Source organism: Actinomadura sp. CNU-125 (assembly GCF_001942465.1).
Classification (GTDB): Bacteria; Actinomycetota; Actinomycetes; order Streptosporangiales; family Streptosporangiaceae; genus Spirillospora.
Map to the genome: position 1 here is coordinate 12406 of NZ_MKJY01000586.1, position 21349 is coordinate 33754.

Annotated in this window: 22 protein-coding genes, 1 tRNA gene and 3 pseudogenes; 20 read left to right on the forward strand and 6 right to left on the reverse strand. The window is 73.4% G+C overall.

Going from position 1 to position 21349, the window contains the following annotated elements; all coding sequences use genetic code 11:
• Window positions 1-4: 4 nt before the first annotated feature.
• A complete protein-coding gene (locus BJF79_RS46805; protein ID WP_075907086.1) occupies window positions 5-496 on the forward strand; it encodes a universal stress protein in 492 nt (163 codons plus the stop codon).
• 3 nt (window positions 497-499) lie between these two features.
• Here BJF79_RS46805 and BJF79_RS46810 read toward each other — a convergent pair whose 3' ends face one another.
• Window positions 500-1105, reverse strand: coding sequence for a hypothetical protein (locus BJF79_RS46810; RefSeq protein WP_075907087.1), 606 nt, complete (start codon window positions 1103-1105; stop codon window positions 500-502).
• A 131-nt stretch (window positions 1106-1236) separates the two neighbouring features.
• Complete coding sequence (glnII, locus tag BJF79_RS46815; RefSeq protein WP_075907088.1) at window positions 1237-2250, reverse strand: glutamine synthetase GlnII; 1014 nt, start codon at window positions 2248-2250, stop codon at window positions 1237-1239.
• Between the two features lie 124 nt (window positions 2251-2374).
• On the opposite strand from glnII, the gene BJF79_RS46820 reads away from it, so the two are divergent.
• Window positions 2375-3304, forward strand: coding sequence for a DUF6891 domain-containing protein (locus BJF79_RS46820; protein ID WP_075907089.1), 930 nt, complete (start codon window positions 2375-2377; stop codon window positions 3302-3304).
• 53 nt (window positions 3305-3357) lie between these two features.
• Here the strand turns inward: BJF79_RS46820 and BJF79_RS46825 are convergent, their stop codons facing one another.
• Entirely contained in the window at window positions 3358-4056 is a 699-nt protein-coding gene (locus tag BJF79_RS46825; RefSeq protein WP_083734771.1) for a TetR/AcrR family transcriptional regulator, read from the reverse strand.
• A 183-nt stretch (window positions 4057-4239) separates the two neighbouring features.
• Here BJF79_RS46825 and BJF79_RS46830 point away from each other — a divergent pair, with 183 nt between their 5' ends.
• The 6 genes from BJF79_RS46830 to BJF79_RS46855 are packed head-to-tail and all read left to right on the forward strand — an operon-like array spanning window position 4240 to window position 9591.
• Window positions 4240-5817, forward strand: coding sequence for an ABC transporter substrate-binding protein (locus tag BJF79_RS46830; RefSeq protein ID WP_075907091.1), 1578 nt, complete (start codon window positions 4240-4242; stop codon window positions 5815-5817).
• Between the two features lie 3 nt (window positions 5818-5820).
• Entirely contained in the window at window positions 5821-6768 is a 948-nt protein-coding gene (locus tag BJF79_RS46835; protein ID WP_075907092.1) for an ABC transporter permease, read from the forward strand.
• On the forward strand, window positions 6758-7294 hold the full coding sequence (locus BJF79_RS57665) for an ABC transporter permease (protein WP_075907093.1): 537 nt from the start codon (window positions 6758-6760) through the stop codon (window positions 7292-7294). The genes BJF79_RS46835 and BJF79_RS57665 overlap by 11 nt, the downstream gene beginning before the upstream one ends.
• Window positions 7294-7989, forward strand: coding sequence for an ATP-binding cassette domain-containing protein (locus BJF79_RS64740; RefSeq protein ID WP_262403590.1), 696 nt, complete (start codon window positions 7294-7296; stop codon window positions 7987-7989). Before BJF79_RS57665 ends, BJF79_RS64740 begins: the two co-directional genes overlap by 1 nt.
• A complete protein-coding gene (locus BJF79_RS64745) occupies window positions 7986-8612 on the forward strand; it encodes an ABC transporter ATP-binding protein (protein WP_262403591.1) in 627 nt (208 codons plus the stop codon). The genes BJF79_RS64740 and BJF79_RS64745 overlap by 4 nt, the downstream gene beginning before the upstream one ends.
• On the forward strand, window positions 8602-9591 hold the full coding sequence (locus BJF79_RS46855; protein ID WP_075907094.1) for an ABC transporter ATP-binding protein: 990 nt from the start codon (window positions 8602-8604) through the stop codon (window positions 9589-9591). The genes BJF79_RS64745 and BJF79_RS46855 overlap by 11 nt, the downstream gene beginning before the upstream one ends.
• A 58-nt stretch (window positions 9592-9649) precedes the next feature.
• On the opposite strand, the gene BJF79_RS46860 is transcribed toward BJF79_RS46855, so the two are convergent.
• A tRNA-Val gene (locus BJF79_RS46860) sits at window positions 9650-9721 on the reverse strand.
• A 323-nt stretch (window positions 9722-10044) separates the two neighbouring features.
• Here BJF79_RS46860 and kdpF point away from each other — a divergent pair.
• From kdpF to BJF79_RS46905, 12 genes and pseudogenes are all read left to right on the forward strand, one after another.
• Window positions 10045-10134, forward strand: a complete 90-nt coding sequence (gene kdpF, locus BJF79_RS54865) for a K(+)-transporting ATPase subunit F (RefSeq protein ID WP_143220981.1) — start codon at window positions 10045-10047, stop codon at window positions 10132-10134.
• A complete protein-coding gene (gene kdpA, locus BJF79_RS46870; RefSeq protein WP_075907095.1) occupies window positions 10134-11789 on the forward strand; it encodes a potassium-transporting ATPase subunit KdpA in 1656 nt (551 codons plus the stop codon). Before kdpF ends, kdpA begins: the two co-directional genes overlap by 1 nt.
• Window positions 11789-13894: a potassium-transporting ATPase subunit KdpB gene (kdpB, locus tag BJF79_RS46875; protein WP_075907096.1), complete on the forward strand. Its 2106-nt coding sequence runs from the start codon at window positions 11789-11791 to the stop codon at window positions 13892-13894. The genes kdpA and kdpB overlap by 1 nt, the downstream gene beginning before the upstream one ends.
• 1 nt (window position 13895) lies before the next feature.
• Window positions 13896-14780 (forward strand): potassium-transporting ATPase subunit C, encoded by an 885-nt coding sequence (locus BJF79_RS46880; RefSeq protein ID WP_075907097.1) that lies wholly within the window; start codon window positions 13896-13898, stop codon window positions 14778-14780.
• A 99-nt stretch (window positions 14781-14879) separates the two neighbouring features.
• Window positions 14880-15772: pseudogene (locus tag BJF79_RS68040) on the forward strand (histidine kinase); the annotation flags it as partial.
• 264 nt (window positions 15773-16036) lie between these two features.
• On the forward strand, window positions 16037-16432 hold the full coding sequence (locus BJF79_RS68045; protein WP_410050228.1) for a DUF4118 domain-containing protein: 396 nt from the start codon (window positions 16037-16039) through the stop codon (window positions 16430-16432).
• Window positions 16429-16833, forward strand: a complete 405-nt coding sequence (locus BJF79_RS68050) for a hypothetical protein (protein ID WP_410050227.1) — start codon at window positions 16429-16431, stop codon at window positions 16831-16833. The genes BJF79_RS68045 and BJF79_RS68050 overlap by 4 nt, the downstream gene beginning before the upstream one ends.
• Window positions 16767-17174, forward strand: a pseudogene (locus BJF79_RS68055) (sensor histidine kinase); the annotation flags it as partial. The gene BJF79_RS68050 and the pseudogene BJF79_RS68055, both read left to right, overlap by 67 nt.
• A 204-nt stretch (window positions 17175-17378) precedes the next feature.
• Window positions 17379-18053, forward strand: a complete 675-nt coding sequence (locus tag BJF79_RS46890) for a response regulator (protein ID WP_075907098.1) — start codon at window positions 17379-17381, stop codon at window positions 18051-18053.
• A gap of 51 nt (window positions 18054-18104) precedes the next feature.
• Window positions 18105-18482: a hypothetical protein gene (locus BJF79_RS46895; protein ID WP_143220982.1), complete on the forward strand. Its 378-nt coding sequence runs from the start codon at window positions 18105-18107 to the stop codon at window positions 18480-18482.
• Window positions 18483-18552: 70 nt separating this feature from the next.
• Window positions 18553-18957, forward strand: coding sequence for a DUF6153 family protein (locus BJF79_RS46900; protein WP_143220983.1), 405 nt, complete (start codon window positions 18553-18555; stop codon window positions 18955-18957).
• Window positions 18958-19006: 49 nt separating this feature from the next.
• The gene (locus tag BJF79_RS46905; protein ID WP_075907101.1) at window positions 19007-19594 is read left to right on the forward strand and encodes a DUF305 domain-containing protein; all 588 of its coding nucleotides are present in this window, start codon (window positions 19007-19009) and stop codon (window positions 19592-19594) included.
• Window positions 19595-19639: 45 nt separating this feature from the next.
• On the opposite strand, the pseudogene BJF79_RS46910 reads toward BJF79_RS46905, so the two are convergent.
• Both BJF79_RS46910 and BJF79_RS46915 read right to left on the reverse strand, forming a co-directional pair.
• A pseudogene (locus BJF79_RS46910) lies at window positions 19640-20285 on the reverse strand (fasciclin domain-containing protein).
• A gap of 39 nt (window positions 20286-20324) precedes the next feature.
• The coding region (locus BJF79_RS46915; protein WP_158079516.1) for a molybdopterin-dependent oxidoreductase at window positions 20325-21349 on the reverse strand (1025 nt) is incomplete at its 5' end.

Genomic DNA, 21349 nt, shown 5'->3' on the forward strand with positions numbered 1-21349 from the left:
GGAGGTGACCGCCGAAGAACGCCCCGACGAGGCCGCAGCCGAACGCCGGGACCCGGCGCCGTTCGAGTACGGCGTCGACGGCCCCCGGGTGATCGTGACGGGCGTGGACGGATCGGACACGTCCCTGCGGGCCGCCGCGTACGCGTGGGGGCTCGCCCGGCGCGGCGGCGCACGGCTCGTCCTCGTGCACGTGACGCCGATCGCCTCGCTGTCCACGCTCACGCCGGGCGGCGCCGCGGTCATCCAGGAGGCGGCGGAGGAGATCGTCAAGGACCTGGAGCAGGAAATCCGGCGCGCCTACGAACAGGCCCCCGTCGACTACGAGATCGTCACCGCGCAGGGCGACCCGTACGCCGTCCTCGCGCGGTTCGCGGACGAGTCCCGCGCGGACGCCGTCGTCGTCGGCGCGTCCACGCAGGCGGGGCACCGGCTGATCGGGTCGGTCGCCGTCCGGCTTGTCCGCGCGGGCCGCTGGCCCGTCACCGTCGTCCCGTGACGGTCACCGCGGACCGCCCGGCCAGGACGGGCGCGGCATCGACGCCGACACCACCGCGCACAGCAGCACCACCACCGCCGCCCCGCCTGCCAGGTTGATCCCCGCGGTCACCAGCCGGGCCGCGACCGGACCGTTCAGCAGCAGCGGCAGCACCGCCATGATCGCCACCGCGAGCCCGCCGATGAACGCGAACGCCCGCACCGGACGCGCCGCCCCCGCCAGCAGCAGATGCATCAGCGCGGTGCCCTGGACCGTCCCCGCCAGGACGCACAGCGCGTAACTCGTCGCCGCGCCCTCCACGGCGACGTCCGTCCCGGCGAACACCGGCACGTCGAGACCGAACATCCCGCGCAGGCCGAGCACCGCCGCGAACGTCAGCACCGACCCGCCGACCGCGCACGACAGGCCCGTCCACCACAGCTGCCGCAACGGCAGGTCGGGCTCGGACGAGTACTCGGAGTGCAGCGCGACGAATTCCTCGTACCGCCGGGCCGGGGCCTCCGCCCGCCGGCGCACCGCCGTGGAGGGACACCGGAACGACCGCTCCCACGACCTTGCCGCCGGGCGCCCGGTGCTTCTCCCGGGCCGCCCGAATGACGAATCGGGCATGTCCCCTCCCCCGCTACGAACGACCAGGTACTACCCGAGCGCGTTCGCGGGAACTCCCCGAAGCCCAACCTTTTGCAGACGTTTGGCGGCATAACAGCACGGCGCGCCGCCCCGGAGGACGGCGCGCCCGCTCAGACCTGGCCGGCCTTCTCCAGCGCCTCGCAGCAGGTGCCGGTGATCAGCCGGGCGACGATGTACGGGTCGATGTTGGCGTTCGGGCGGCGGTCCTCGATGTAGCCCCGCTTCTCCACCTCGACCTGCCACGGGATCCGCACGGACGCCCCGCGGTCCGACACGCCGTAGCTGAACTCGCTCCACGGCGCCGTCTCGTGCATGCCGGTCAGCCGCCGCTCGATGTCGGCCCCGTACCCGGCCACGTGCTCCTGCGCCTTCGCCGCCAGCGCCTCGCACGCCGTGACGATCGCGTCGTAGCCCTCGCGCATCGCCTTCGTCGAAAAGTTCGTGTGCGCGCCCGCGCCGTTCCAGTCGCCCTGCACCGGCTTCGGGTCGAGCGTCGCCGACACACCGTAGTTCTCCGCGATGCGGTAGAGCAGCCACCGCGCCACCCACATGTGGTCGCCGACCTCCAGCGGCCCCGCCGGCCCGATCTGGAACTCCCACTGCCCGGGCATGACCTCGGCGTTGATTCCGGAGATCTTCAGCCCCGCCGCGAGGCAGGCGTCCAGGTGGGCCTCCACGATCTCCCGCCCGAACACCTCGTCCGCGCCGACACCGCAGTAGTAGAACCCCTGCGGCGCGGGGAATCCCCGCTCCGGGAACCCGAGCGGACGCCCGTCCTTGAAGAACGTGTACTCCTGCTCGATCCCGTACCAGGAGTCCTGCACCTCGTACTTCTTCGCGACGGGACGAAGTTCGGAGCGCGTGTTCGTCTTGTGCGGCGTCCCGTCCACCAGGTACACCTCGCACAGGACGAGCTTGTGCTCGCCGCCCCGGATGGGGTCGGGGCACGAGAACACGGGCTTGAGCACGCAGTCCGAGTTGTCACCGGGCGCCTGGTTGGTGCTGGACCCGTCGAACCCCCAGTCCGGCAGGTCGGCGCCGTCCGGCAGGATCCTGGTCTTCGACCGCAGCCGCGCGGTCGGCTCGGTGCCGTCGATCCAGATGTACTCGGCCTTGAAGCTCACGTCGGTCCCTTCGCAGGTATCGGGCGTCCACGAACCTGCCAACCAGCCGTTTCGCACCCATTGCCCGTTTGTGAACGACGTGTAAAACACGGAACGTCGGTGACGTTTGCCATACTCCCGCCCCGTGACCCACGATTCAGAAGAATTCTCCCTCCTCGAACACGCCCGGTTCCTGGTCGCCCTGGGGCGGCACGACTTCGGATCCGTCGTCCGGCAGTGCGCCGAGATCCTCGACGACCCCTCCGACGCGGACGTCCGCCGCGTCGTCGCCGACGAGTTCGCCGCGCACCTCGCCGACCAGGAGACCTGGCCCGACGAGCTCGACACCGACCGCCTGCAGCGCGCGTTCCGCGAACTGGACACGTCCGGCATCGTGGCGCGCCTCGACCACACCTGCTGCCAGAACTGCGGCATCACCGAACTCGGCGAGGAGGTCGCGCGGGGCGACGAGCCGCGCGGCTACGCCTTCGCCCACCGCCAGGACATGCGGGCCGCCGTCCCCGGAGGCCCGCTCACGCTCGCCTACGGCCTGTTCTGCGAGGGCGAGCAGCCCCCGGAGGCGCAGGCCGAGATCGGCGCGGAGATCGCCGCCGCGCTCCGCCGCCACGGCCTGGACGTCGACTGGGACGGCAGCCCCCGCCGCCGGATCGACGTCTCGCTCGACTGGAAGCGCCGCCGCTACGGCTACCTCGCCGAGTACCCCGGCTCCGCCGCCCCCGCCGAGCGGCCGCTGGAGATCTCCTACCAGAACGGCCCGAGCGGCGGCGTCCAGACCCGGGACGTGCCGGTGTCCCCCGCGGAGGCTCGCGACGTCCTGCTCTCGGTCACGCCCTACAGCGGCAACTACATCAACTTCATCACCGAGGAAGGGGGCATCATCGCGATGTGGGAGCAGGGCCCCCGCCTCAAGTTCGAGATCCCCGACCCGGAGAAGCGCTGCTACTACAGCCGGCACGTCACCGTCGAGGAGGCCGAGGAGGTCGTGGGCATCCTCGCACGTGAGGGCCGGGTCGCCCTCTCCGGCGACCTCACCACCGAGTACTGGGGCGGCTGACCCCACGACGACTTCACGACGACTTCACGACGACCCGGCTCCGGCCGCGTCCGTCAGGGCGGGCCGGAGGGCGCCTGGTCGCCGAGGATCTGGGCGCGGACGCCGGCGAAGAACTCGACGAGGACGTCGACGCACTCCTCCAGGTCGGGGTAGCGCCCCTCCAGGTGGCCGATCGCCATCGTCTCGGTCAGGGCGGTGACGCCGTCGGCGACCATCTCCACCCGCAGCGCCTGGCGCGGCGTGCCGGCCGGCAGCCCGGCGGCGACCAGGTCCTCGACCAGCTGGGCCCGGGTGACGGCGGCGCGGCGCCGGGCGGCCTCGCCCAGCGGGGTGGCGCGGTCCAGCCGGGCGCGGGCGTTGAGCCGGAAGAACTCCGGGTGCGCGCACATCTTCTCGAGCGGGACGCGGAAGGCGTCCCGAAGCCGGTCGGCGCTCCGCGGGGCGTCGCTGGACCTGCGCCGGGCCTCCCGGATCACCGGGCCGACCTTCCTGGCGGCCTCCTCGCCGAGCGACTCCAGCAGTTCGGTCATGTTGCGGAAGTGCACGTAGAAAGTGGACTGCGCGATGCCCGCGCTGCGGCAGACGTTCGCCGTCGACAGCCCGGCCTCGCCCTCGGTGTCGAGAATGCGCAGCGCGCGCCGAGCAGCCGGCGCCGGGTCAGGTCCTTGGCCTCGCGGCGGCTCAGTGTCACATCGGGCATCGGTCCCCCTGAACGATCGTCCCAACGATAGCCATATCGGCGAATCCCGCAATCACATCCCGTGCATGTTGCACAGACAGCCCCCTCTGTCAATCCATTGCTTTCCCGTTCGCCGATAGTACTATCGGCGAAAATATGTGACCCGGGTCACGGGGAGGGCGTCGTGGGACCGAGGACGACACGGAGACACCGGAGGCAACGCCGACACCGGTTCGCCGCCGCCGCACTGACGCTCGTGACGTGCACCGCCCTGGCGGCGTGCTCGGGCGGCGCGACCGGGGGCACGGGCGCGGGCGCGGACGGGCCGCCCGTGCGGGGCGGCCGGCTGATCTACGGCCTCGGCGCGGACGCCGACGGCTTCAACCCGGTCACGGACTCGTTCGCCACGCAGACCTACGCGATGGCCGGAACCATCATCGAGACCCTGACGACGGTCGACGCCACCGGACGGTGGCGCGGGCTGCTCGCCGAGAGCGTCGAACCGAACGAGGACGCCACCCGGTGGACGATCAAGCTCCGCGAGGGCATCGAGTTCTCCACCGGCGAGCCGCTGACCGCCGAGATCGTCAAGGCCAACCTGGCGGCGCAGAAGGCATCGCCGCTGACGGCGGCGGTGCTCGCGCCCGTCCGCTCCGTCGAGGCCGTCGACGCCGCGACCGTCACGGTCGACCTCGGCAGCCCGTGGGTGAGCTTCCCCAGCACCCTGTCCACCCAGATCGGCATGATCGTCCCGCCCGCGTCGCTCGCCGACCCGGACGGCGCGAGCCGCAGGCCCGTCGGCACCGGGCCGTTCGTCTTCGAGAGCTACACGCCCGACAACCGCTTCACCGTGAAACGGAACCCCGGGTACTGGCGCGAGGGGCTGCCCTACCTCGACGCCGTCGAGTTCCGCATCCTGCCGGACTTCCAGACCCGCGCGCAGACCCTGGAGTCGGGCGGCCTGACCGCCATGGCCACGCAGCGCGACACCGACATCGTCAAGTTCGGGAAACTCGCCGAGCGGGGCGGCTACCGCATGTTCCGCGCCACCGGCATGTCGGTGCCCGAACTGGCCTTCATGCTGAACACCGCCGCCGGCCCCACCGCGGACCCGCGGGTCCGGCGAGCGATGGCCCACGCCACCGACCGGGAGGCGTTCATCGAGACGCTGCGGTCCGGCCTGACCGAGCCCGCCGACGGCCCCTGGTCCCCCGACTCCGAGTGGTACGCCCCCGGCGGCTACCCGGACTTCGATCCGGCCGCCGCCAAGGCGCTGATCGGCGAGTACGAGCGGGAGAAGGGGCCCGTCAGGATCGAACTGCTGAGCGTCCCCGACCAGTCGTCGATGCAGAACGCCGAACTCGTCCAGGACATGTGGGGCAAGGCGGGCATGGAGGTCACCGTGCGGCAGGCCGACCAGGCCACCCTCATCCAGCGCGCCCTCCTCGGCGACTACGGCGCGATCGTCTGGGAGCAGTTCGCCCGCCCCGACCCCGACGGCGAATACTCGTTCCTGCACTCCAAGTTCGTCCGGCCGGTCGGCTCGATCTCCATCAACATGAGCCGGATCGAGGACGAGCGGTTGAGCGCGGCCCTCGACGCGGGCCGCGAGGCGTCCGGCGAGGCGGAACGCAAGAAGGCGTACGCGACCGTGCAGGAGCGCCTGCGGAAGACGCTCCCGTTCATCTGGGTCGACCACCTCAGCACCAGCGCGGTGATCACCAGGTCGAACGTGCACGGCCTCGATCGGTACGAACTGCCGGACGGCTCGGCGGGCAAGGCGCTCGTCGGTTCGTCGACGCACCCGTTCGGCCAGATCTGGACGAGCGGCTGACCGATGGCGACGATGCTGCTGCGGCGCGGGGCGCACCTGCTGGTCGTCCTGCTCGTCGTCACCCTGCTCGCCTTCTGGATGATCACGCTGCTGCCCGGCGACCCCGCCCGGCAGATCCTCGGCTACTCCGGCGACCAGGCCGCGCTCGACGCGGTGCGGCGCGACCTCGGCCTGGACGCCCCGTTCTGGCGGCGGTACCTCGACTGGCTCGGCGGGGTCGTCACCGGCGACCTCGGCACCTCCTACCTCACCAGCACCCCGGTGGCCGAGTCCCTGACCCGGCGGCTGCCCGTCACGCTGGAGCTGCTCCTGTTCTCCCAGGTGATCTCGCTCGGCCTCGCGGTGCCCGCCGGGGTGGCCGCCGCACGCCGCCCCGGCGGCCTCCTGGACCGGACGCTCACCACGGTGGGCTTCGGGCTGCTGTCCACCCCGGTGTTCGTGTCCGGCGTGGTGCTGATCATGATCTTCGCGGTGCGCTGGCCGCTGCTCCCCGCCACCGGGTACACGCCGTTCGGCGCGGACCCCGCCGGGAACCTGCGGTCGCTGCTGCTCCCCTCGGTGACGCTCGCCGCCGGGCAGCTAGCCGTCTACGCCCGGCTCCTGCGCTCCGACCTGATCGCGACCCTGCGGGAGGACTACATCACGCTCGCCCGCGCCCGCGGGCTGTCGCCCCGGCGCGTCGTGTGGCGGCACGCCCTGCGACCGTCCGCCATCTCGCTCGTCACGGTGGTGGGGCTCAACCTCGGAACGCTGATCGGAGGCGCCGTCATCATCGAGACCCTGTTCGGGCTGCCCGGGGTGGGCCGGCTCATCGTCGACTCCATCCTGGCCCGCGACTACCTCGTCGTCCAGGGCGGCGTCCTCGTCGTCGCGGTCGGGTACGTCCTGGTCAACTTCGGCATCGACCTGCTCTACGGGGTCCTCGACCCGAGGATCCGCCATGCGGCCTGACCGTCGCCTCGGCTGGGGCTTCCGGCTCGCCGCCCTGTGGATCGTCCTCGTGGTCGGCGCCGCGCTCACCGCCGACCTGCTGCCGCTGCCCGACCACGACGCCACGCTCAGCGGCGAACCCGCCGCCGGGCCCGGCGCGAGCCACCCGCTCGGCACCGACGGGCTCGGCCGCGACCTGCTCGCCCGGGTCGTCCACGGCGCCCGGGTCTCGCTCGGCGTCGGCCTCGGCGCCGTCCTGCTCGGCCTCCTGATCGGCGGCCCGCTCGGCCTCCTCGCCGGCTACCGCCGCGGCCCGCTCGACCGGATCGTCATGACCGCCAACGACGTCCTGCTCGCCTTCCCCGCGATGGTCTTCGCGCTCGCGGTCGTCGCCTTCGCCGGCCCGAGCGTCCGCAACGTCCTGATCGTCCTCGGCCTGCTCGGCGTGCCCGCCTGGGTCCGGCTGATCCGCGGCGTGACGCTCTCCTACGCGCGGCGCGAGTTCGTCACCGCCGCCCGCGCACTCGCGCCCGCGGCGGCACCGTGATGTGGCGCGAGATCGCACCGAACGTCGTCGCGCCCGCCCTGTCCTACGCGTTCACCCTGATGGCGGTGGTCGTGATCGCCGAGGGCGCCCTCGCGTTCCTCGGCCTGTCGGTGCAGCCGCCCACGCCCACCTGGGGCGGCATGATCAACGAAGGGCGCAGCACGCTCGACACCGCCGCGCACATCGTCGTCGTCCCGTCCGCCGCGATGTTCCTGACCGTCCTCGCCCTCAACCTCGTCGGCGACCGGCTGCAGGAGCTCACCGGCCACCGGCCGGGCGGCCTCGAACCCGCCCGCCCCCGGCGCCGCACCGCCGCGCCGTCCGTACCCGTCCCCCGGCGGGACGGCCCGCTGCTCGAAGTGACCGGCCTGCGCACCGGCTTCCGGACGCCCCGCGGCACCCTCCGGGCCGTCGACGGGGTCTCCTTCACCCTCGAACGCGGCCGCACCCTCGCGATCGTCGGCGAGTCGGGCAGCGGCAAGTCGATCCTGATCCGCTCCGTCCTCGGCCTGCTCCCGGACGACGCCGAACGCACCGGCCGCGCCCGCCTCGCGGACCGCGACCTCACCGGCGACACCCGCGACGTCCTCGGCACCCGCATGGCCGCCGTCTTCCAGGACCCGATGACCGCCCTCAACCCCGTCCGCACCGTCGCGCCCAGGTCACCGAGCCGCTCCGCGTCCACCTCAAGATGAGCCGCCGCCGCGCCCGGGAGCAGGCCGAACGGCTGCTCGCCTCGGTCGGCGTCCCCGAACCCCGCCGCGTCCTGCGCGGCTACCCGCACCAGCTGTCCGGCGGCATGCGGCAGCGGATCACCATCGCGATGGCCCTGTCCTGCGACCCCGAGGTCCTCTTCGCCGACGAGCCCACCACCGCGCTCGACGTCACCGTGCAGAAGCAGATCATGCGGCTCCTGCACCGCCGGCGCGACGAACGCGACATGGCGATGGTCCTGGTCAGCCACGACCTCAGCGTCGTCGCCGACCACGCCGACGAGGTGATCGTCATGTACGCGGGCCGGATCGTCGAACGCGGCCCCGCCCAGGCCGTCTTCACGACACCCCGCATGCGCTACACCGAAGCCCTGCTCCGAGCCGTCCCGGACCTCTCGGCCCCGAACCACACCCGGCTCGCGGTCATCGACGGCCGTCCGCCCGACCTCGTCGCCCCGCCGTCCGGCTGCCGGTTCCACCCCCGCTGCCCGTTCGCCCGGGAACGCTGCCGATCGGACGAACCGCCCCTCACCTCCGCCCACGACCGCTCGCACGCCTGCTGGTACCCGGCGGACGAGCCGGAAGGCGCGCACCATGGCCGGTAGCGGAACCGCGCACCTGCGCGACACCGACGCGCTCCTGCGCGTCGAGAACCTCACGGTCACGTTCCCCGCCGGACGCCGCACCGTCCACGCCGTGTCCGGGGTGAGCCTCGACGTGGCCGCAGGCGAGACCCTCGGCATCGTCGGCGAGTCCGGCTGCGGCAAATCCTCCGCCGCCCGCGCGATCATGCAGCTCCCCCGGCCCGCGTCCGGATCGGTCCGCCTGTCCGGCCGGGAGCTCACCGCCCTGCGCGGCGAACCCCTCCGCCGCACCCGGCAACGCATGCAGATGATCTTCCAGGACCCGATCTCGTCGCTCAACCCCCGCCGCCGGGTGCGCGACATCGTCGCCGAGGGCCCCCGCGTCTGGGGCACCCCCGCCCGGGTCGACGAGGCCCTCGAAGCCGTCGGCCTCGACCCGTCCGCCGCCGGCCGCCGCCCCCACGAGTTCTCCGGCGGCCAGTGCCAGCGCATCAGCATCGCCCGCGCCCTGGCCCTCGAACCCGAACTCGTGATCTGCGACGAGCCGGTGTCCGCCCTCGACGTCTCCGTGCAGGCGCAGATCCTCAACCTCCTGGAGGACCTCAAGGCCCGCTACGGCCTCACCCTCGTGTTCATCGCCCACGACCTCGCGGTGATCAAGAACATCAGCGACCGCGTCCTCGTCATGTACCTCGGCAAGACCTGCGAACTCGCCACCGGCGCGGACCTCGTCGACCGCCCCGCGCACCCGTACACCCGCACGCTGCTGTCGTCCGTCCCCCGGAGCCCGCTGCACCTCACCCCGCCGGAGGAGGCGGCCGCGACCCGCGAACCCCCCTCGCCCCTCGCCCCGCCCAGCGGCTGCAGGTTCCGCACCCGCTGCGCCCGCGCCGACACCCGCTGCGAGACCGAGGAACCCCGGATGCGCCCCCTCGGCCCCACCCACTGGATCGCCTGCCACCACCCGGCCACCGACAAGGGCCCCACACTCACCGTCTGACGGCGCACAAACGACAAGCCCCCGCTCTCACCACATAGAGATCGGGGGCCACGGCCGGTGGGCGCGGACGGTTTCGAACCGCCGACTCCTCGCTTGTAAGGCGAGTGCTCTACCCCTGAGCTACGCGCCCGTGTGCTCGCCGGGAAAGCGTACCCCGGGCCCGGGGACGATCGCGAAACGGTATCCCGGGCGTCCGCGTCGCGGGCGTCCCCGGTGGGGTGCGGGCGCGGGGGCTCGCTAGGGGGGCGTTAAGACTTCGCGGCCGGGCGCTAAGGGGGCGTCAACGACCCGCAGAAATGCCGCAGATCGCTGCTTAACTCGCGAATGCCCTGGTGAGGACGCCGGGGCCCGAACGAGACGAACCGAGGGATCGACGATGAGCGACGTGGCCTTCGTGGTGCTGACGGTGGCGATCTTCGCCCTGCTCGGCCTGCTGGTGCGGGGCGTGGAGCAGTGACGGTCGAGAACGCCGTGGGGCTGGTGCTGGCGGTGGCGTTGACCGTGTTCCTGGTCGTCGCCCTCTTGTATCCGGAGCGCTTCTGATGAGTTCGACGGTCGCGGGGATCCTGTTCCTGGGGTCCCTGATACTCGCTCTGGTCGTGGTGCATCGGCCGCTGGGCGACTACATGTACCGGGTTTACACCGCCACGAGGCATTCGCGTGCGGAGCGCGGGATCTACAGGCTGGTGGGGGCCGATCCGGACACCGAGCAGACGTGGGGGGCGTACGCGCGGAGCGTGCTGGCGTTCTCGCTCGTGAGCGTGCTCGGGTTGTATCTGCTGCAGCGGGTGCAGCAGTGGCTGCCGCTGGGGATGGGGCCGGTACGGCCCGACCAGGCGTGGAACACCGCCGTGAGTTTCGTGACGAACACGAACTGGCAGTCGTATTCGGGCGAGTCCACGATGGGGCATCTGGTGCAGATGGCCGGGCTGGCGGTGCAGAACTTCGTGTCGGCCGCCGTCGGCATGAGCGTCGCGATGGCGCTGGTGCGGGGGTTCGCGCGGAGCAGAGGGGAGCGGCTCGGGAACTTCTGGGTCGACCTGACGCGCGGGACGGTCCGGATCCTGCTGCCGATCGCGTTCGCGGGGGCCGTCCTGCTGATCGCGGGCGGTGTGGTGCAGAACTTCGCCGGGCCCGAGACGGTCACGACGGTGAACGGCGGGCAGCAGGCGATCACGGGCGGGCCGGTCGCCGGGCAGGAGGCCATCAAGGAGCTGGGGACGAACGGCGGCGGGTTCTACAACGCGAACTCGGCCCATCCGTTCGAGAATCCGCGCCCCTGGACGAACTGGCTGGAGATCTTCCTCATCCTGCTGATCCCGTTCACGCTGTGCCGGACGTTCGGGCGGATGGTCGGGCAGGTGCGGCAGGGGTACGCGATCGTCGCGGTGATGGGCGTGATCGCGCTGGCCGGCACGGGCCTGACGATGGCGTTCCAGGGCGCGGCGGACGGTACGGTCCCGACGGCCGTCGGGGCGGCGGCGGAGGGGACGGAGACGCGGTTCGGCGTGCCGAACTCGGCGGTGTTCGCCGCGGCGACGACCCTGACCTCGACGGGCGCGGTGGATTCGTTCCACGACTCGTACACGAGCCTCGGCGGGATGATGACGCTGCTGCACATGATGCTCGGCGAGGTCGCGCCCGGCGGTGTCGGCTCCGGGCTGTACGGGATGCTCGTCCTCGCCGTGATCACGGTGTTCGCCGCGGGCCTGATGGTGGGCCGCACCCCCGAGTATCTGGGCAAGAAGATCGGCCCGCGCGAGATCAAGCTGGCGGCGTCGTACTTCCTGGTCACGCCCGCGCTGGTGCTCGCCGGGACGGCGGTCGCGCTGGCGACCGGGAACGGGCGGGCGGCGATGCTCAACGACGGCCCGCACGGGCTGACCGAGGTGCTGTACGCGTTCACGTCGGCGTCGAACAACAACGGGTCGGCGTTCGCGGGGCTGGGCGTGGGGACGGTGTGGTTCGACACGGCGCTCGGGCTGTGCATGGCGCTCGGACGGTTCGTCCCGATGGTCCTCGTGCTCGCGCTGGCGGGATCGCTGGTGCGGCAGGCGCGGGTGCCCGAGTCCGCGGGGACGCTGCCGACGCACCGTCCGCTGTTCGTCGGCATGGTCGCCAGCGTGACCGTCGTCCTGGTCGCTCTCACTTTCCTCCCGGCGCTGGCGCTGGGGCCCCTCGCAGAAGGGATCGGTTGATGTCCGCACCCGTTCAGGCGCCCCCGCGCCCGGCACCGCAGGCCGTCGCGGGGAAGGCGTTCGGTTCGCGGCGGCTCGCGGCGGCGCTGCCGGACGCGTTCCGCAAGCTCGATCCGCGCACGCTGTGGCGCAACCCGGTCATGCTGGTCGTCGAGGTCGGCGCGCTGTGGGCGACGGTCCTGGCCGTCGCGGAGCCGAGCGTGTTCGGCTGGGGGATCGTCGGCTGGCTCTGGCTGACGGTGCTGTTCGCGAACCTGGCCGAGGCCGTCGCCGAGGGGCGCGGCAAGGCGCAGGCCGACTCGCTGCGGCGGGCGAAGAGCGATGCGGACGCGCGGCGGCTCACCGACGGCGGGGAGGAGCGCGTCCCGGCGGCGGAGCTGCGGCGGGACGATCGCGTGGTCGTCGAGGCCGGGGAGGTCATCCCGGGGGACGGCGACGTCGTCGAGGGCGTGGCCAGCGTGGACGAGTCGGCGATCACCGGGGAGTCGGCGCCGGTGATCCGCGAGTCGGGCGGCGATCGCAGCGCCGTCACCGGCGGGACGAAGGTGCTGTCGGACCGGATCGTCGTGCGGATCACGCAGCGGCCCGGGGAGAGCTTCATCGACCGGATGATCGCGCTGGTCGAGGGCGCGAGCCGGCGCAAGACCCCCAACGAGATCGCGCTGAACATCCTGCTGGCCGCGCTGACGATCGTGTTCCTGCTGGCGGTCGCGGCGCTGCAGCCCATGGCGATCTACAGCGCGGAGTCGGCCCCGGGGGCCGCCGGGACGGCGGCATTGGACGCGAACGGCGTCGACGGCATCGTGCTGGTCTCGCTGCTGGTGTGCCTGATCCCGACGACGATCGGGGCGCTGCTGTCGGCGATCGGCATCGCGGGGATGGACCGGCTCGTCCGGCGCAACGTCCTGGCGATGAGCGGACGGGCCGTGGAGGCGGCCGGCGACGTCGGCACGCTGCTGCTCGACAAGACGGGCACGATCACGCTGGGCGACCGGCGCGCGTCGGCGTTCGTCCCGGTGGGCGGCGTGACCGGACGGGCGCTGGCGGACGCGGCGCACCTGTCGAGCCTGGCGGACGAGACGCCCGAGGGGCGGTCGATCGTGGTGTTCGCCGAGGAGCGTCTCGGTGTGCGCGCCGGGGCCGGGCCGGTGGACGCCGAGTGGGTGCCGTTCAGCGCGCGGACCCGCATGTCGGGCGTCGACCTGGACGGCCGGTCGCTGCGCAAGGGCGCGGCCGGTGCGGTCGCCGGGTGGGTCCGCGAGCACGGCGGGACCGTCCCGTCCGAGCTGGACGGGACGGTCGCGGAGATCGCGGCGTCCGGCGGGACCCCGCTGGTCGTCGGCGAACGGACGGGCGGGACGGCGCGCGTGCTGGGCGTCGTGCACCTGAAGGACGTCGTCAAGCCCGGGATGCGGGAGCGGTTCGACCGGCTGCGGGCGATGGGCATCCGCACCGTGATGGTGACCGGCGACAACCGGGCGACGGCGGAGGCGATCGCGGCGGAGGCCGGGGTGGACGACGTGCTGGCGGAGGCGCGGCCGGAGGACAAGCTCGCGTTGATCGCGCGCGAGCAGGAGGGCGGCCGGCTGGTCGCGATGACCGGGGACGGGACGAACGACGCCCCGGCGCTCGCGAAGGCCGACGTGGGCGTGGCGATGAACACCGGAACGTCCGCCGCCAAGGAGGCCGGGAACATGGTCGACCTGGACTCCGACCCGACGAAGCTCATCGAGATCGTCGAGATCGGCAAGCAGCTGCTGATCACCCGCGGGGCGCTGACGACGTTCTCGATCGCGAACGACATCGCCAAGTACTTCGCGATCGTCCCGGCGCTGTTCGTGGGGCTGTTCCCGGGGCTGGACGCGCTGAACGTCATGCGGCTGCACAGCCCGCAGTCGGCGGTCCTCGCCGCGGTGATCTTCAACGCGCTGGTCATCGTCGCGCTGATCCCGCTGGCGCTGCGCGGCGTCCGGTACCGGCCGGGCGGGGCGTCGAAGCTGCTGTCGCGCAACCTGCTGGTCTACGGCCTCGGCGGCGTCGTCGTCCCGTTCGCCGGGATCAAGCTCATCGACCTGATCGTCCAGAACTTTCCGGGGATGTCCTGACATGGATCTCGAACCTTCGATCCGGCGGCACGCGGCGGCGCTGCGCGCGCTGCTCGTCTTCACCGTGCTGCTCGGCCTCGTCTACCCGGTCGCCCTTTACGCGGTGGGCCGCCTCCCCGGCCTGCAGGACCGTGCGGACGGCTCGCTCGTGCGGGCGGACGGCCGGACGGCCGGCAGCTCGCTGCTCGCCCAGCCGTTCACCGGCGCGGCCGGGGAGCCGTTGCGGCGGTACTTCCAGAGCCGCCCGTCCAACGCCGGGGACGGCTACGACCCGCTGGCCTCCGGCGCGAGCAACCTCGGGCCGGAGGACGTCGTCGACGTCCCCGGGCCGGACGGCCGCACGAGCCTGCTCACCCGGGTGTGCGAGCGGAGCGCGGCCGTCGGCGAACTGGAGGGCGTGGACGGTTCGCGCCCGTACTGCACGGACGGCGGCGTCGGCGCGGTCCTCGCGGTGTTCGGGGAGCGGGCGCCGGACGGCACGGTGCCGCACCCGGCGCGCGTCGTGAGCGTCAACGAGCGGCCGGGCACGGTGGACGCGCCGTTCGTCGCCCGCTACCGGGGCGTCCCGGTGGAACTGGCCCGGCCCGGCGAGGACTACTCGGCGGGGCTGATCGTGCCGGTCCGCGGCGACGCCCCGGCGGATCCGGTCGTCCCGCCGGACGCCGTCACCGGCAGCGGCAGCGGCCTCGACCCGCACATCTCCCCCGCCTACGCGGCGCTGCAACTGGATCGGGTGGCGGCCGCGCGGGGCGTCGCGCCGGACCGGGTGCGCGCGCTCGTCGAGGACCACACCGACGGCCGCGACCTGGGGTTCATGGGCGCGCCGCGGGTCAACGCGCTGGAGCTGAACCTGGCGCTCGACCGGCGCTTCCCCGTCCGGGGCTGACGGCGCCCGGGAGTACTGTGAGGCCGAGGAGGAACGATGGGCCGGGGGCGGTTGCGGATCTACCTGGGCGCGGCGCCCGGCGTCGGCAAGACCTACGCGATGCTCGCCGAGGGCGGGCGGCGCCGCGAACGCGGCACCGACGTCGTCGCCGGGCTGGTCGAGACGCACGGCCGGGCCCGCACCGCCGGGCTGCTGGACGGCCTGGAGACCGTCCCGCGCCGGACGATCGAGCACCGGGGCGCGCGGTTCACCGAGCTGGACGTCGCCGCCGTCATCGCGCGCCGCCCCGACGTGGCGCTGATCGACGAGCTGGCGCACACGAACGTGCCCGGCTCGCCGAACGCCAAGCGGTGGCAGGACTCGAGGAGATCCTCGACGCGGGCATCGACGTGGTGTCGACGGTGAACGTCCAGCATCTGGAGTCGGTCAACGACGTGGTCGAGCAGATCACCGGCGTGCCGCAGCGCGAGACCGTCCCGGACGAGGTGGTGCGGCGCGCCGAGCAGGTCGAGCTGGTCGACATGGCGCCGGAGGCGCTGCGGCGGCGGATGGCGCACGGCAACGTGTACGCCCCGGAGAAGATCGACGCGGCGCTCGGGAACTACTTCCGCGTCGGCAACCTGACGGCGCTGCGCGAGCTGGCGCTGCTGTGGCTGGCCGACAAGGTGGACGACCAGCTCGACCGGTACCGCGCCGACCACGGCATCCGCGGGACATGGCAGGCGCGGGAACGGGTCGTCGTGGCGCTCACCGGCGGGGCGGAGGGCGACACGCTGATCCGCCGCGCCGCCCGGATCGCCGACCGCGCGCGCGGCGCCGACCTCCTGGCCCTGCACGTCGCCCGCAGCGACGGCCTGACCGGCCGGTTCACCGCGGGGGCGCCCGCGAACCTGACCCGGCAGCGGTCGCTGGTGGAGAGCCTCGGCGGCAGCTACCACCAGGTCGTCGGGACGAACGTGCCGGACGCGCTGCTGGAGTTCGCGCGCGGCGTCAACGCCACCCAGCTCGTCCTCGGCGCGTCCCGGCGGGGACGGCTCGCGCAGGTGTTCGCGCGCGGGGTCGGCGTCACGGTGACGGCCGGGTCGGGGCCCATCGACGTGCACCTGGTCAGCCACGAGGAGGCCGCGCGGGGGCACCGGCGGCGGGCGGGCCGGAACACCTGGGGGGTGCCCGCGGCGCGGCGGGCCGCCGGTTTCGCGCTCGCCGCCGCCGGGCTGCCGCTGCTCACGCTGCTGCTGCTCCGGCTGCGCGGGGACGTGTCGCTGAACAGCGACATCCTGCTGTTCCAGGCGGCGGTGGTCGGGGTCGCGCTGGTCGGCGGCCTGTACCCGGCGCTGGTCGCGGCCGTCGCCGGGATGCTGCTGCTCAACTTCTACTTCACGCCGCCGACGGGCACGTTCACCGTGTACGGGGCCGAGTCGATGCTGCAGCTCGCGGTGTTCGTCGTCGTCGGGATCACGGTCAGCACGATCGTCGACGTCACCGCCCGGCGCGGGCGGGAGGCGGCCCGCGCGCGCGCCGACGCGCAGGTGCTGTCCACGCTCGCCGGAGACATCCTGCGCGGTGACGGCGGCGACGCCCGCCGGGCGGGCGCGGTCCGCTGCACGGCATCCTGGAACGCCTCCGCGAGACGTACGCGCGCGCGTCCGTGACCCTCCTGGAACGCGACCCCGCCGCGCCCGCCGCGCCGCAGGCCGCGTGGACGATCGTGGCGTCCGCCGGGGGCCCGCCGGTCACGCGCCCGGACGACGGCGACAGCGACGTCCTCGTCGACGTCGCGCTCGCGCTGGGCGTCCGGGGCCGCACGCTGCCCGCGTCCGACCGGCGGATCCTGGAGGCGTTCGCCGCGCAGGCGGCCGTCGCGCTGCGGCACCGGCGGCTCGCCGAAGCCGCCGAGCAGGTGGCGCCGCTGGAGGCGCCGACCGGATGCGCACCGCGCTGCTCGGCGCCGTCAGCCACGACCTGCGCACCCCGCTGGCGTCCGCGCTGGCCGCCGTGGAGAGCCTGCGCAGCTCCGACGTGGTGTGGAGCGAGTCCGACCGGGACGAGCTGACCGCGCTGGCCGCCGAATCGCTGGAGCGGCTCGACCGGCTCGTCGCCAACCTCCTCGACATGAGCAGGCTGCAGGCCGGGGTGCTCGGGGTGTCGCGGCGGCCCATCGCCGTCGAGGACGTCGTGCCGCGGGCGCTGGACGGCCTCGGCGACGCCCGCGTCGACATCAGCGTCCCCGCGGGGCTACCGGAGGTCGCCGCCGACCCGGCGCTGCTGGAGCGGGTGCTCGCGAACCTGGTGTCCAACGCCGTCCGGCACAACCCGCCGGGCGAACCGGTGCTGGTCACCGCGAGCGCCCACGCGGCGCGCGTCCAGGTGCGCGTCATCGACCGCGGCCCCGGCATCGCGCCCGCCGACCGCGACCGGGCGTTCGCGCCGTTCCAGCTGGCTCGGCGACCGCGACGACCGGACGGGCGTCGGGCTGGGGCTGGGCGCTGGCGCGGGCCTCGCCGAGGCGATGGACGGCGCGCTGGAGATCGAGGAGACGCCGGGCGGCGGGCTGACCATGGTGGTCGCCCTGCCCGCGGCGGTACGGGAGGGGCGGGCGTGACGCGCGTGCTGGTGGTCGACGACTCCCCGCAGCTCCTGACCGCACTGCGCCTCAACCTGCGCGCCCGCGACTACGAGGTCGAGGTCGCCGCCGACGGCGGGCAGGCCCTGGTGCTGGCCGCCGACTGGCTCCCCGACCTGATCGTCCTCGACCTCGGGCTGCCCGACCTGGACGGCGTCGAGGTGATCGAGGGGCTGCGCGGCTGGTCGCAGGTGCCGATCATCGTGCTGTCGGGCCGGTCCGGCAGCCGCGACAAGGTGGAGGCGCTCGACGCGGGCGCCGACGACTACGTCACCAAGCCGTTCGGGCTGGACGAGCTGCTCGCCCGCATCCGCGCGATCACCCGCCGCGTCCCCGCCGACGGGACGACCCCCACGGTGGCGGTCGGCGGACGGCTCGTCGATCTCGCCCGCAAAACCGTCACCGGCGACGACAGGCCCGTCCATCTGACCCCCACCGAGTGGGGGATCCTGGAGATCCTGCTGCGCAGCCCGGGGACGCTCGTCCCGCAGCGCCGCCTGCTCGCCGAGGTGTGGGGGCCCGGCTACGTCAAGGAGACGAACTACCTGCGCGTCTACATGGCGGGGCTGCGCCGCAAGCTGGAGGCCGACCCGTCCCGGCCCCGGCATCTGATCACCGAGCCGGGCATGGGCTACCGCTTCGAACCTTGACCGCGCGGAAGCGGGCTGGTCCGGGGCGGGCGCGTGTGGTGCACTGTAGGGGTGACCGATCCGATGACCCTCGCCATCGCCGCCGCCATGGCGGGTGCGGCCGTCGAAGCCTCCGCCGAACCGGCGCGCGCGGCGCTGCTCGACATGGCCCGCCGCGTCCGGGAGCGGTTCCGCGGCCGGGCGGCCGACGAGCGGGCGCTGGAGCGGGCCACCGAGACACCGGACGAGCCGGAGCGCGTCGAGGCGCTCGAAGGGGTCGTCCGGCGGGTGCTGGACGAGGATCCGGAGTTCGGCGCCGAGATCGAGTCGATGTGGAACGAGGCGCGGACGAGCGTGGTCGCCGCCGACGAGGGCGTCGTCAACATGTTCAACGGGCGCTCGGAGAAGGTCGTGCAGATGCGCGACGTGAACGGCCAGCTGAACATCTGAGGTCGACGGACCGGACCGGAACGGCCGTCCGGTTCGTCCCCGTCCGGGGTCATGGATACGCTGGCGGGGTATGCGGCGGCGGACTGTGAACCCGAACGTGCGGCGGCGGCTCTGGCCGCTGGCGCTGGTGTTCGGCGTGCTGCTGATGCACGGCGTCCAGGCGTCGAGCAGTCCCGTGGACGCCTCGGGCGTCGCCGTCCAGTCCGCAGGTCACTCCGCAGGTCAGTCCGCGGGTCGCTCCGCGCCGGACCATCCCGCGCCCGATCATGACGGCGGCGAGCACCATCCCGGCGGGCAGGTGTGCCTGGCGTTCCTGAGCGTGCTGCTTCTCGGGGCGGTCGCGGGCGCGCTCGTCCGGTGGCGGCTGCCCGCGATCATGCGGGACGCGCGGGGCCGGGTCTGGCGGACCGGGTTCCGCACCGGACGGTCGCCCCCGTGCCCGACCCCCTTCCAGTTGGCCGTGTTGCGGCTGTAGAGGTCCGCGCACCTCGACAGCACGTACGGCTCACAACGGAAGGTTCGACATGAAGCGTGCACTCGGGACGGTCCTGCTGCCGGCCCTCGTCATCGGGCTCGCGGCCTGCGGCGACGACGACGCCACGACCGGCGCGTCCGGGCACTCGGGGCACTCGGCTCCGGCGAGCGCGGCGCCGTCCGCGACGCACAACGCGCAGGACGTCATGTTCGCGCAGATGATGATCCCGCACCACCGGCAGGCCGTCGAGATGGCCGATCTCGCCCCGACCCGCGCCGGGTCGGCGAAGGTCAAGGACCTGGCCGTCCAGATCAAGAAGGCCCAGGGGCCGGAGATCCGGACGATGACCGGGTGGCTCAAGACCTGGGGCGAACCGGAATCGGCCGGGCAGATGGGTCACGACATGGACGGCATGATGTCCGACGAGCAGATGACCGAGCTCGAAGGACTCTCGGGCGCGAAGTTCGACAAAGCGTTCCTCGAGATGATGATCGAGCACCACGAGGGCGCCGTGACGATGGCGCAGCAGGAGCAGGCGAGCGGACGGTTCGCGGACGCGACGGCGATGGCGGGCGAGATCGTCCGCACGCAGCGGGCCGAGATCGCCACGATGCGCGAGCTGCTCGGCGCGCCGTAGGACGCGCGCGGGCGGGGCGGCCACGGCCGCCCCGCGTCGCGGGCGTCAGGACGACGGCGGCATCAGCACACCGTCGATGATGTACACGGTGGCGTTGGCGGTCTGCACGTTGCCGCAGATCACCTTGGCGTTCTCCCCGACCGTGAACGACTCGCCGGACCCGCTCGTCTTCAGCGACGCGCCCTGCAAGGGTCTTGAAGTCCCCGCTCGCCAGGGCGTCCGGGGCGATCCGCTGCCCGACGACGTGGTAGGTCAGGATGCTCGTCAGCTTCTCCTTGTCGGCCAGGACGGCGTTCAGCTGATCTTCGGGGATCTTCGCGAACGCGTCGTTGGTGGGCGCGAACACGGTGATGTCCTTCGAGGAGTTGAGCGTGTCGACCAGTCCGGCCTTCTTCACCGCCGTGACCAGTGTCGACAGCACCGGGTTGTTCGACGCGGCCGTCGCGACCGGGTCCTGCGCCATGCCGGAGAAGCTGCCCGCGCCGTCCTTCGGGACCGCCGCGCAGCCGGGACCGAACGGCTCCGTGGCGGCCGGGGCGGCCGGGGCGGCCGACGAGCTCGGCGCCGCGCTCGTCGCGGGGGCGTTCGCCGCCGCGCCGGACGTGCTCTCGTCGTCCCCGCCGCAGGCGGACGCGCCGAGGGCCAGTACGGCGGCGAGGGCGACGCCGGTGAGGGTTCGGGTGCGGTTCATCGTGGTTCTCCTTCGTTGATGGACGATGACGTGCGAGGTTCAGGTGACGGTCACGACGACCGAGTGCCACCCGGTCGCGCCGTCGGGGAAGGGCGGAGTCCGTTCCGGGGGCTGCGTCGTGCCGGTGCCGTCGGTGGCGCGGACGCGCAGCGTGTGGCCGCCGGGCGCGGCGTCCCACTCGGCGACCCACTGCCGCCAGGTGTCGGAGGACGGCACGGGCGCGAGCTCCGCCTCGCGCCACGGGCCGTCGTCGACCCGCCACTCGACGGCCTGGACGCCGCGGTGCTGCGCCCACGCGGTGCCCGCGACGGCGACCCGTCCGGCCTGCACGCGGGCGAGCGGGCGCGGGACGTCGATGCGCGAGAACGTCTCGACCGGCGCGCGCTCGGCGTAGCCGCGCTCCGTCCAGTACGCCTGCTCGGCGGCGAATCGGGTGATCTTGAGATCGACGACCCATTTCGTCGCCGACACGTAGCCGAACAGGCCCGGGACGACCATGCGCACCGGGAACCCGTGCTTCACGGGCAGCGGCTCGCCGTTCATCGCGACGGCGAGCAGCGCGTCGCGCCCGTCCAGCACCGGGTCGAGCGCGGTGCCGATCGTCATGCCGTCCGCCGCGCGGGACAGGATCTGGTCGGCGCCCCGCCGGACGCCCGCTTCGCGCAGCAGCCGCGCGAGCGGCGCGCCGAGCCAGCGGGCGTTCCCGGCGAGGTCGCCGCCGACCTGGTTCGACACGCACGACAGGGTGATGTCGCGTTCGACGAGCGCCCGGTCCAGCAGCTCGCCGAACGTGATCTCCATCGGACGATCGACCGCGCCGTGGATCCGCAGGGTCCACTCGCGCGGATCCACCTGCGGAAGCGTGAGGGCCGTGTCGACCCGGTAGAAGTCGCGATTCGGGGTGACGAACGGGGGCATCCCCGGCACCCGCACCCGCGCACCGCGCGGAACGGGCTTCGCGGGCGACGCGGGAGCCGGGAGGCCGATCGCTCGCGCAGCTCCGCGACCCGCGCCGTCCGAGCAGGAACCGCCCGCCCGCCGCACCGGCCCCCGCCACCGCGACC

What these genes read in the sequence shown, in the direction of transcription:
- BJF79_RS46810 (WP_075907087.1), bottom strand. Translation starts at nt 1,105, where the DNA reads ATGCCCGATTCGTCATTCGGGCGGCCCGGGAGAAGCACCGGGCGCCCG.
- BJF79_RS46835 (WP_075907092.1), top strand. Translation starts at nt 5,821, where the DNA reads ATGGCGACGATGCTGCTGCGGCGCGGGGCGCACCTGCTGGTCGTCCTG.
- BJF79_RS57665 (WP_075907093.1), top strand. Translation starts at nt 6,758, where the DNA reads ATGCGGCCTGACCGTCGCCTCGGCTGGGGCTTCCGGCTCGCCGCCCTG.
- BJF79_RS64740 (WP_262403590.1), top strand. Translation starts at nt 7,294, where the DNA reads ATGTGGCGCGAGATCGCACCGAACGTCGTCGCGCCCGCCCTGTCCTAC.
- BJF79_RS64745 (WP_262403591.1), top strand. Translation starts at nt 7,986, where the DNA reads ATGAGCCGCCGCCGCGCCCGGGAGCAGGCCGAACGGCTGCTCGCCTCG.
- BJF79_RS46855 (WP_075907094.1), top strand. Translation starts at nt 8,602, where the DNA reads ATGGCCGGTAGCGGAACCGCGCACCTGCGCGACACCGACGCGCTCCTG.
- kdpA (WP_075907095.1), top strand. Translation starts at nt 10,134, where the DNA reads ATGAGTTCGACGGTCGCGGGGATCCTGTTCCTGGGGTCCCTGATACTC.
- kdpB (WP_075907096.1), top strand. Translation starts at nt 11,789, where the DNA reads ATGTCCGCACCCGTTCAGGCGCCCCCGCGCCCGGCACCGCAGGCCGTC.
- BJF79_RS46880 (WP_075907097.1), top strand. Translation starts at nt 13,896, where the DNA reads ATGGATCTCGAACCTTCGATCCGGCGGCACGCGGCGGCGCTGCGCGCG.
- BJF79_RS46900 (WP_143220983.1), top strand. Translation starts at nt 18,553, where the DNA reads ATGCGGCGGCGGACTGTGAACCCGAACGTGCGGCGGCGGCTCTGGCCG.
- BJF79_RS46905 (WP_075907101.1), top strand. Translation starts at nt 19,007, where the DNA reads ATGAAGCGTGCACTCGGGACGGTCCTGCTGCCGGCCCTCGTCATCGGG.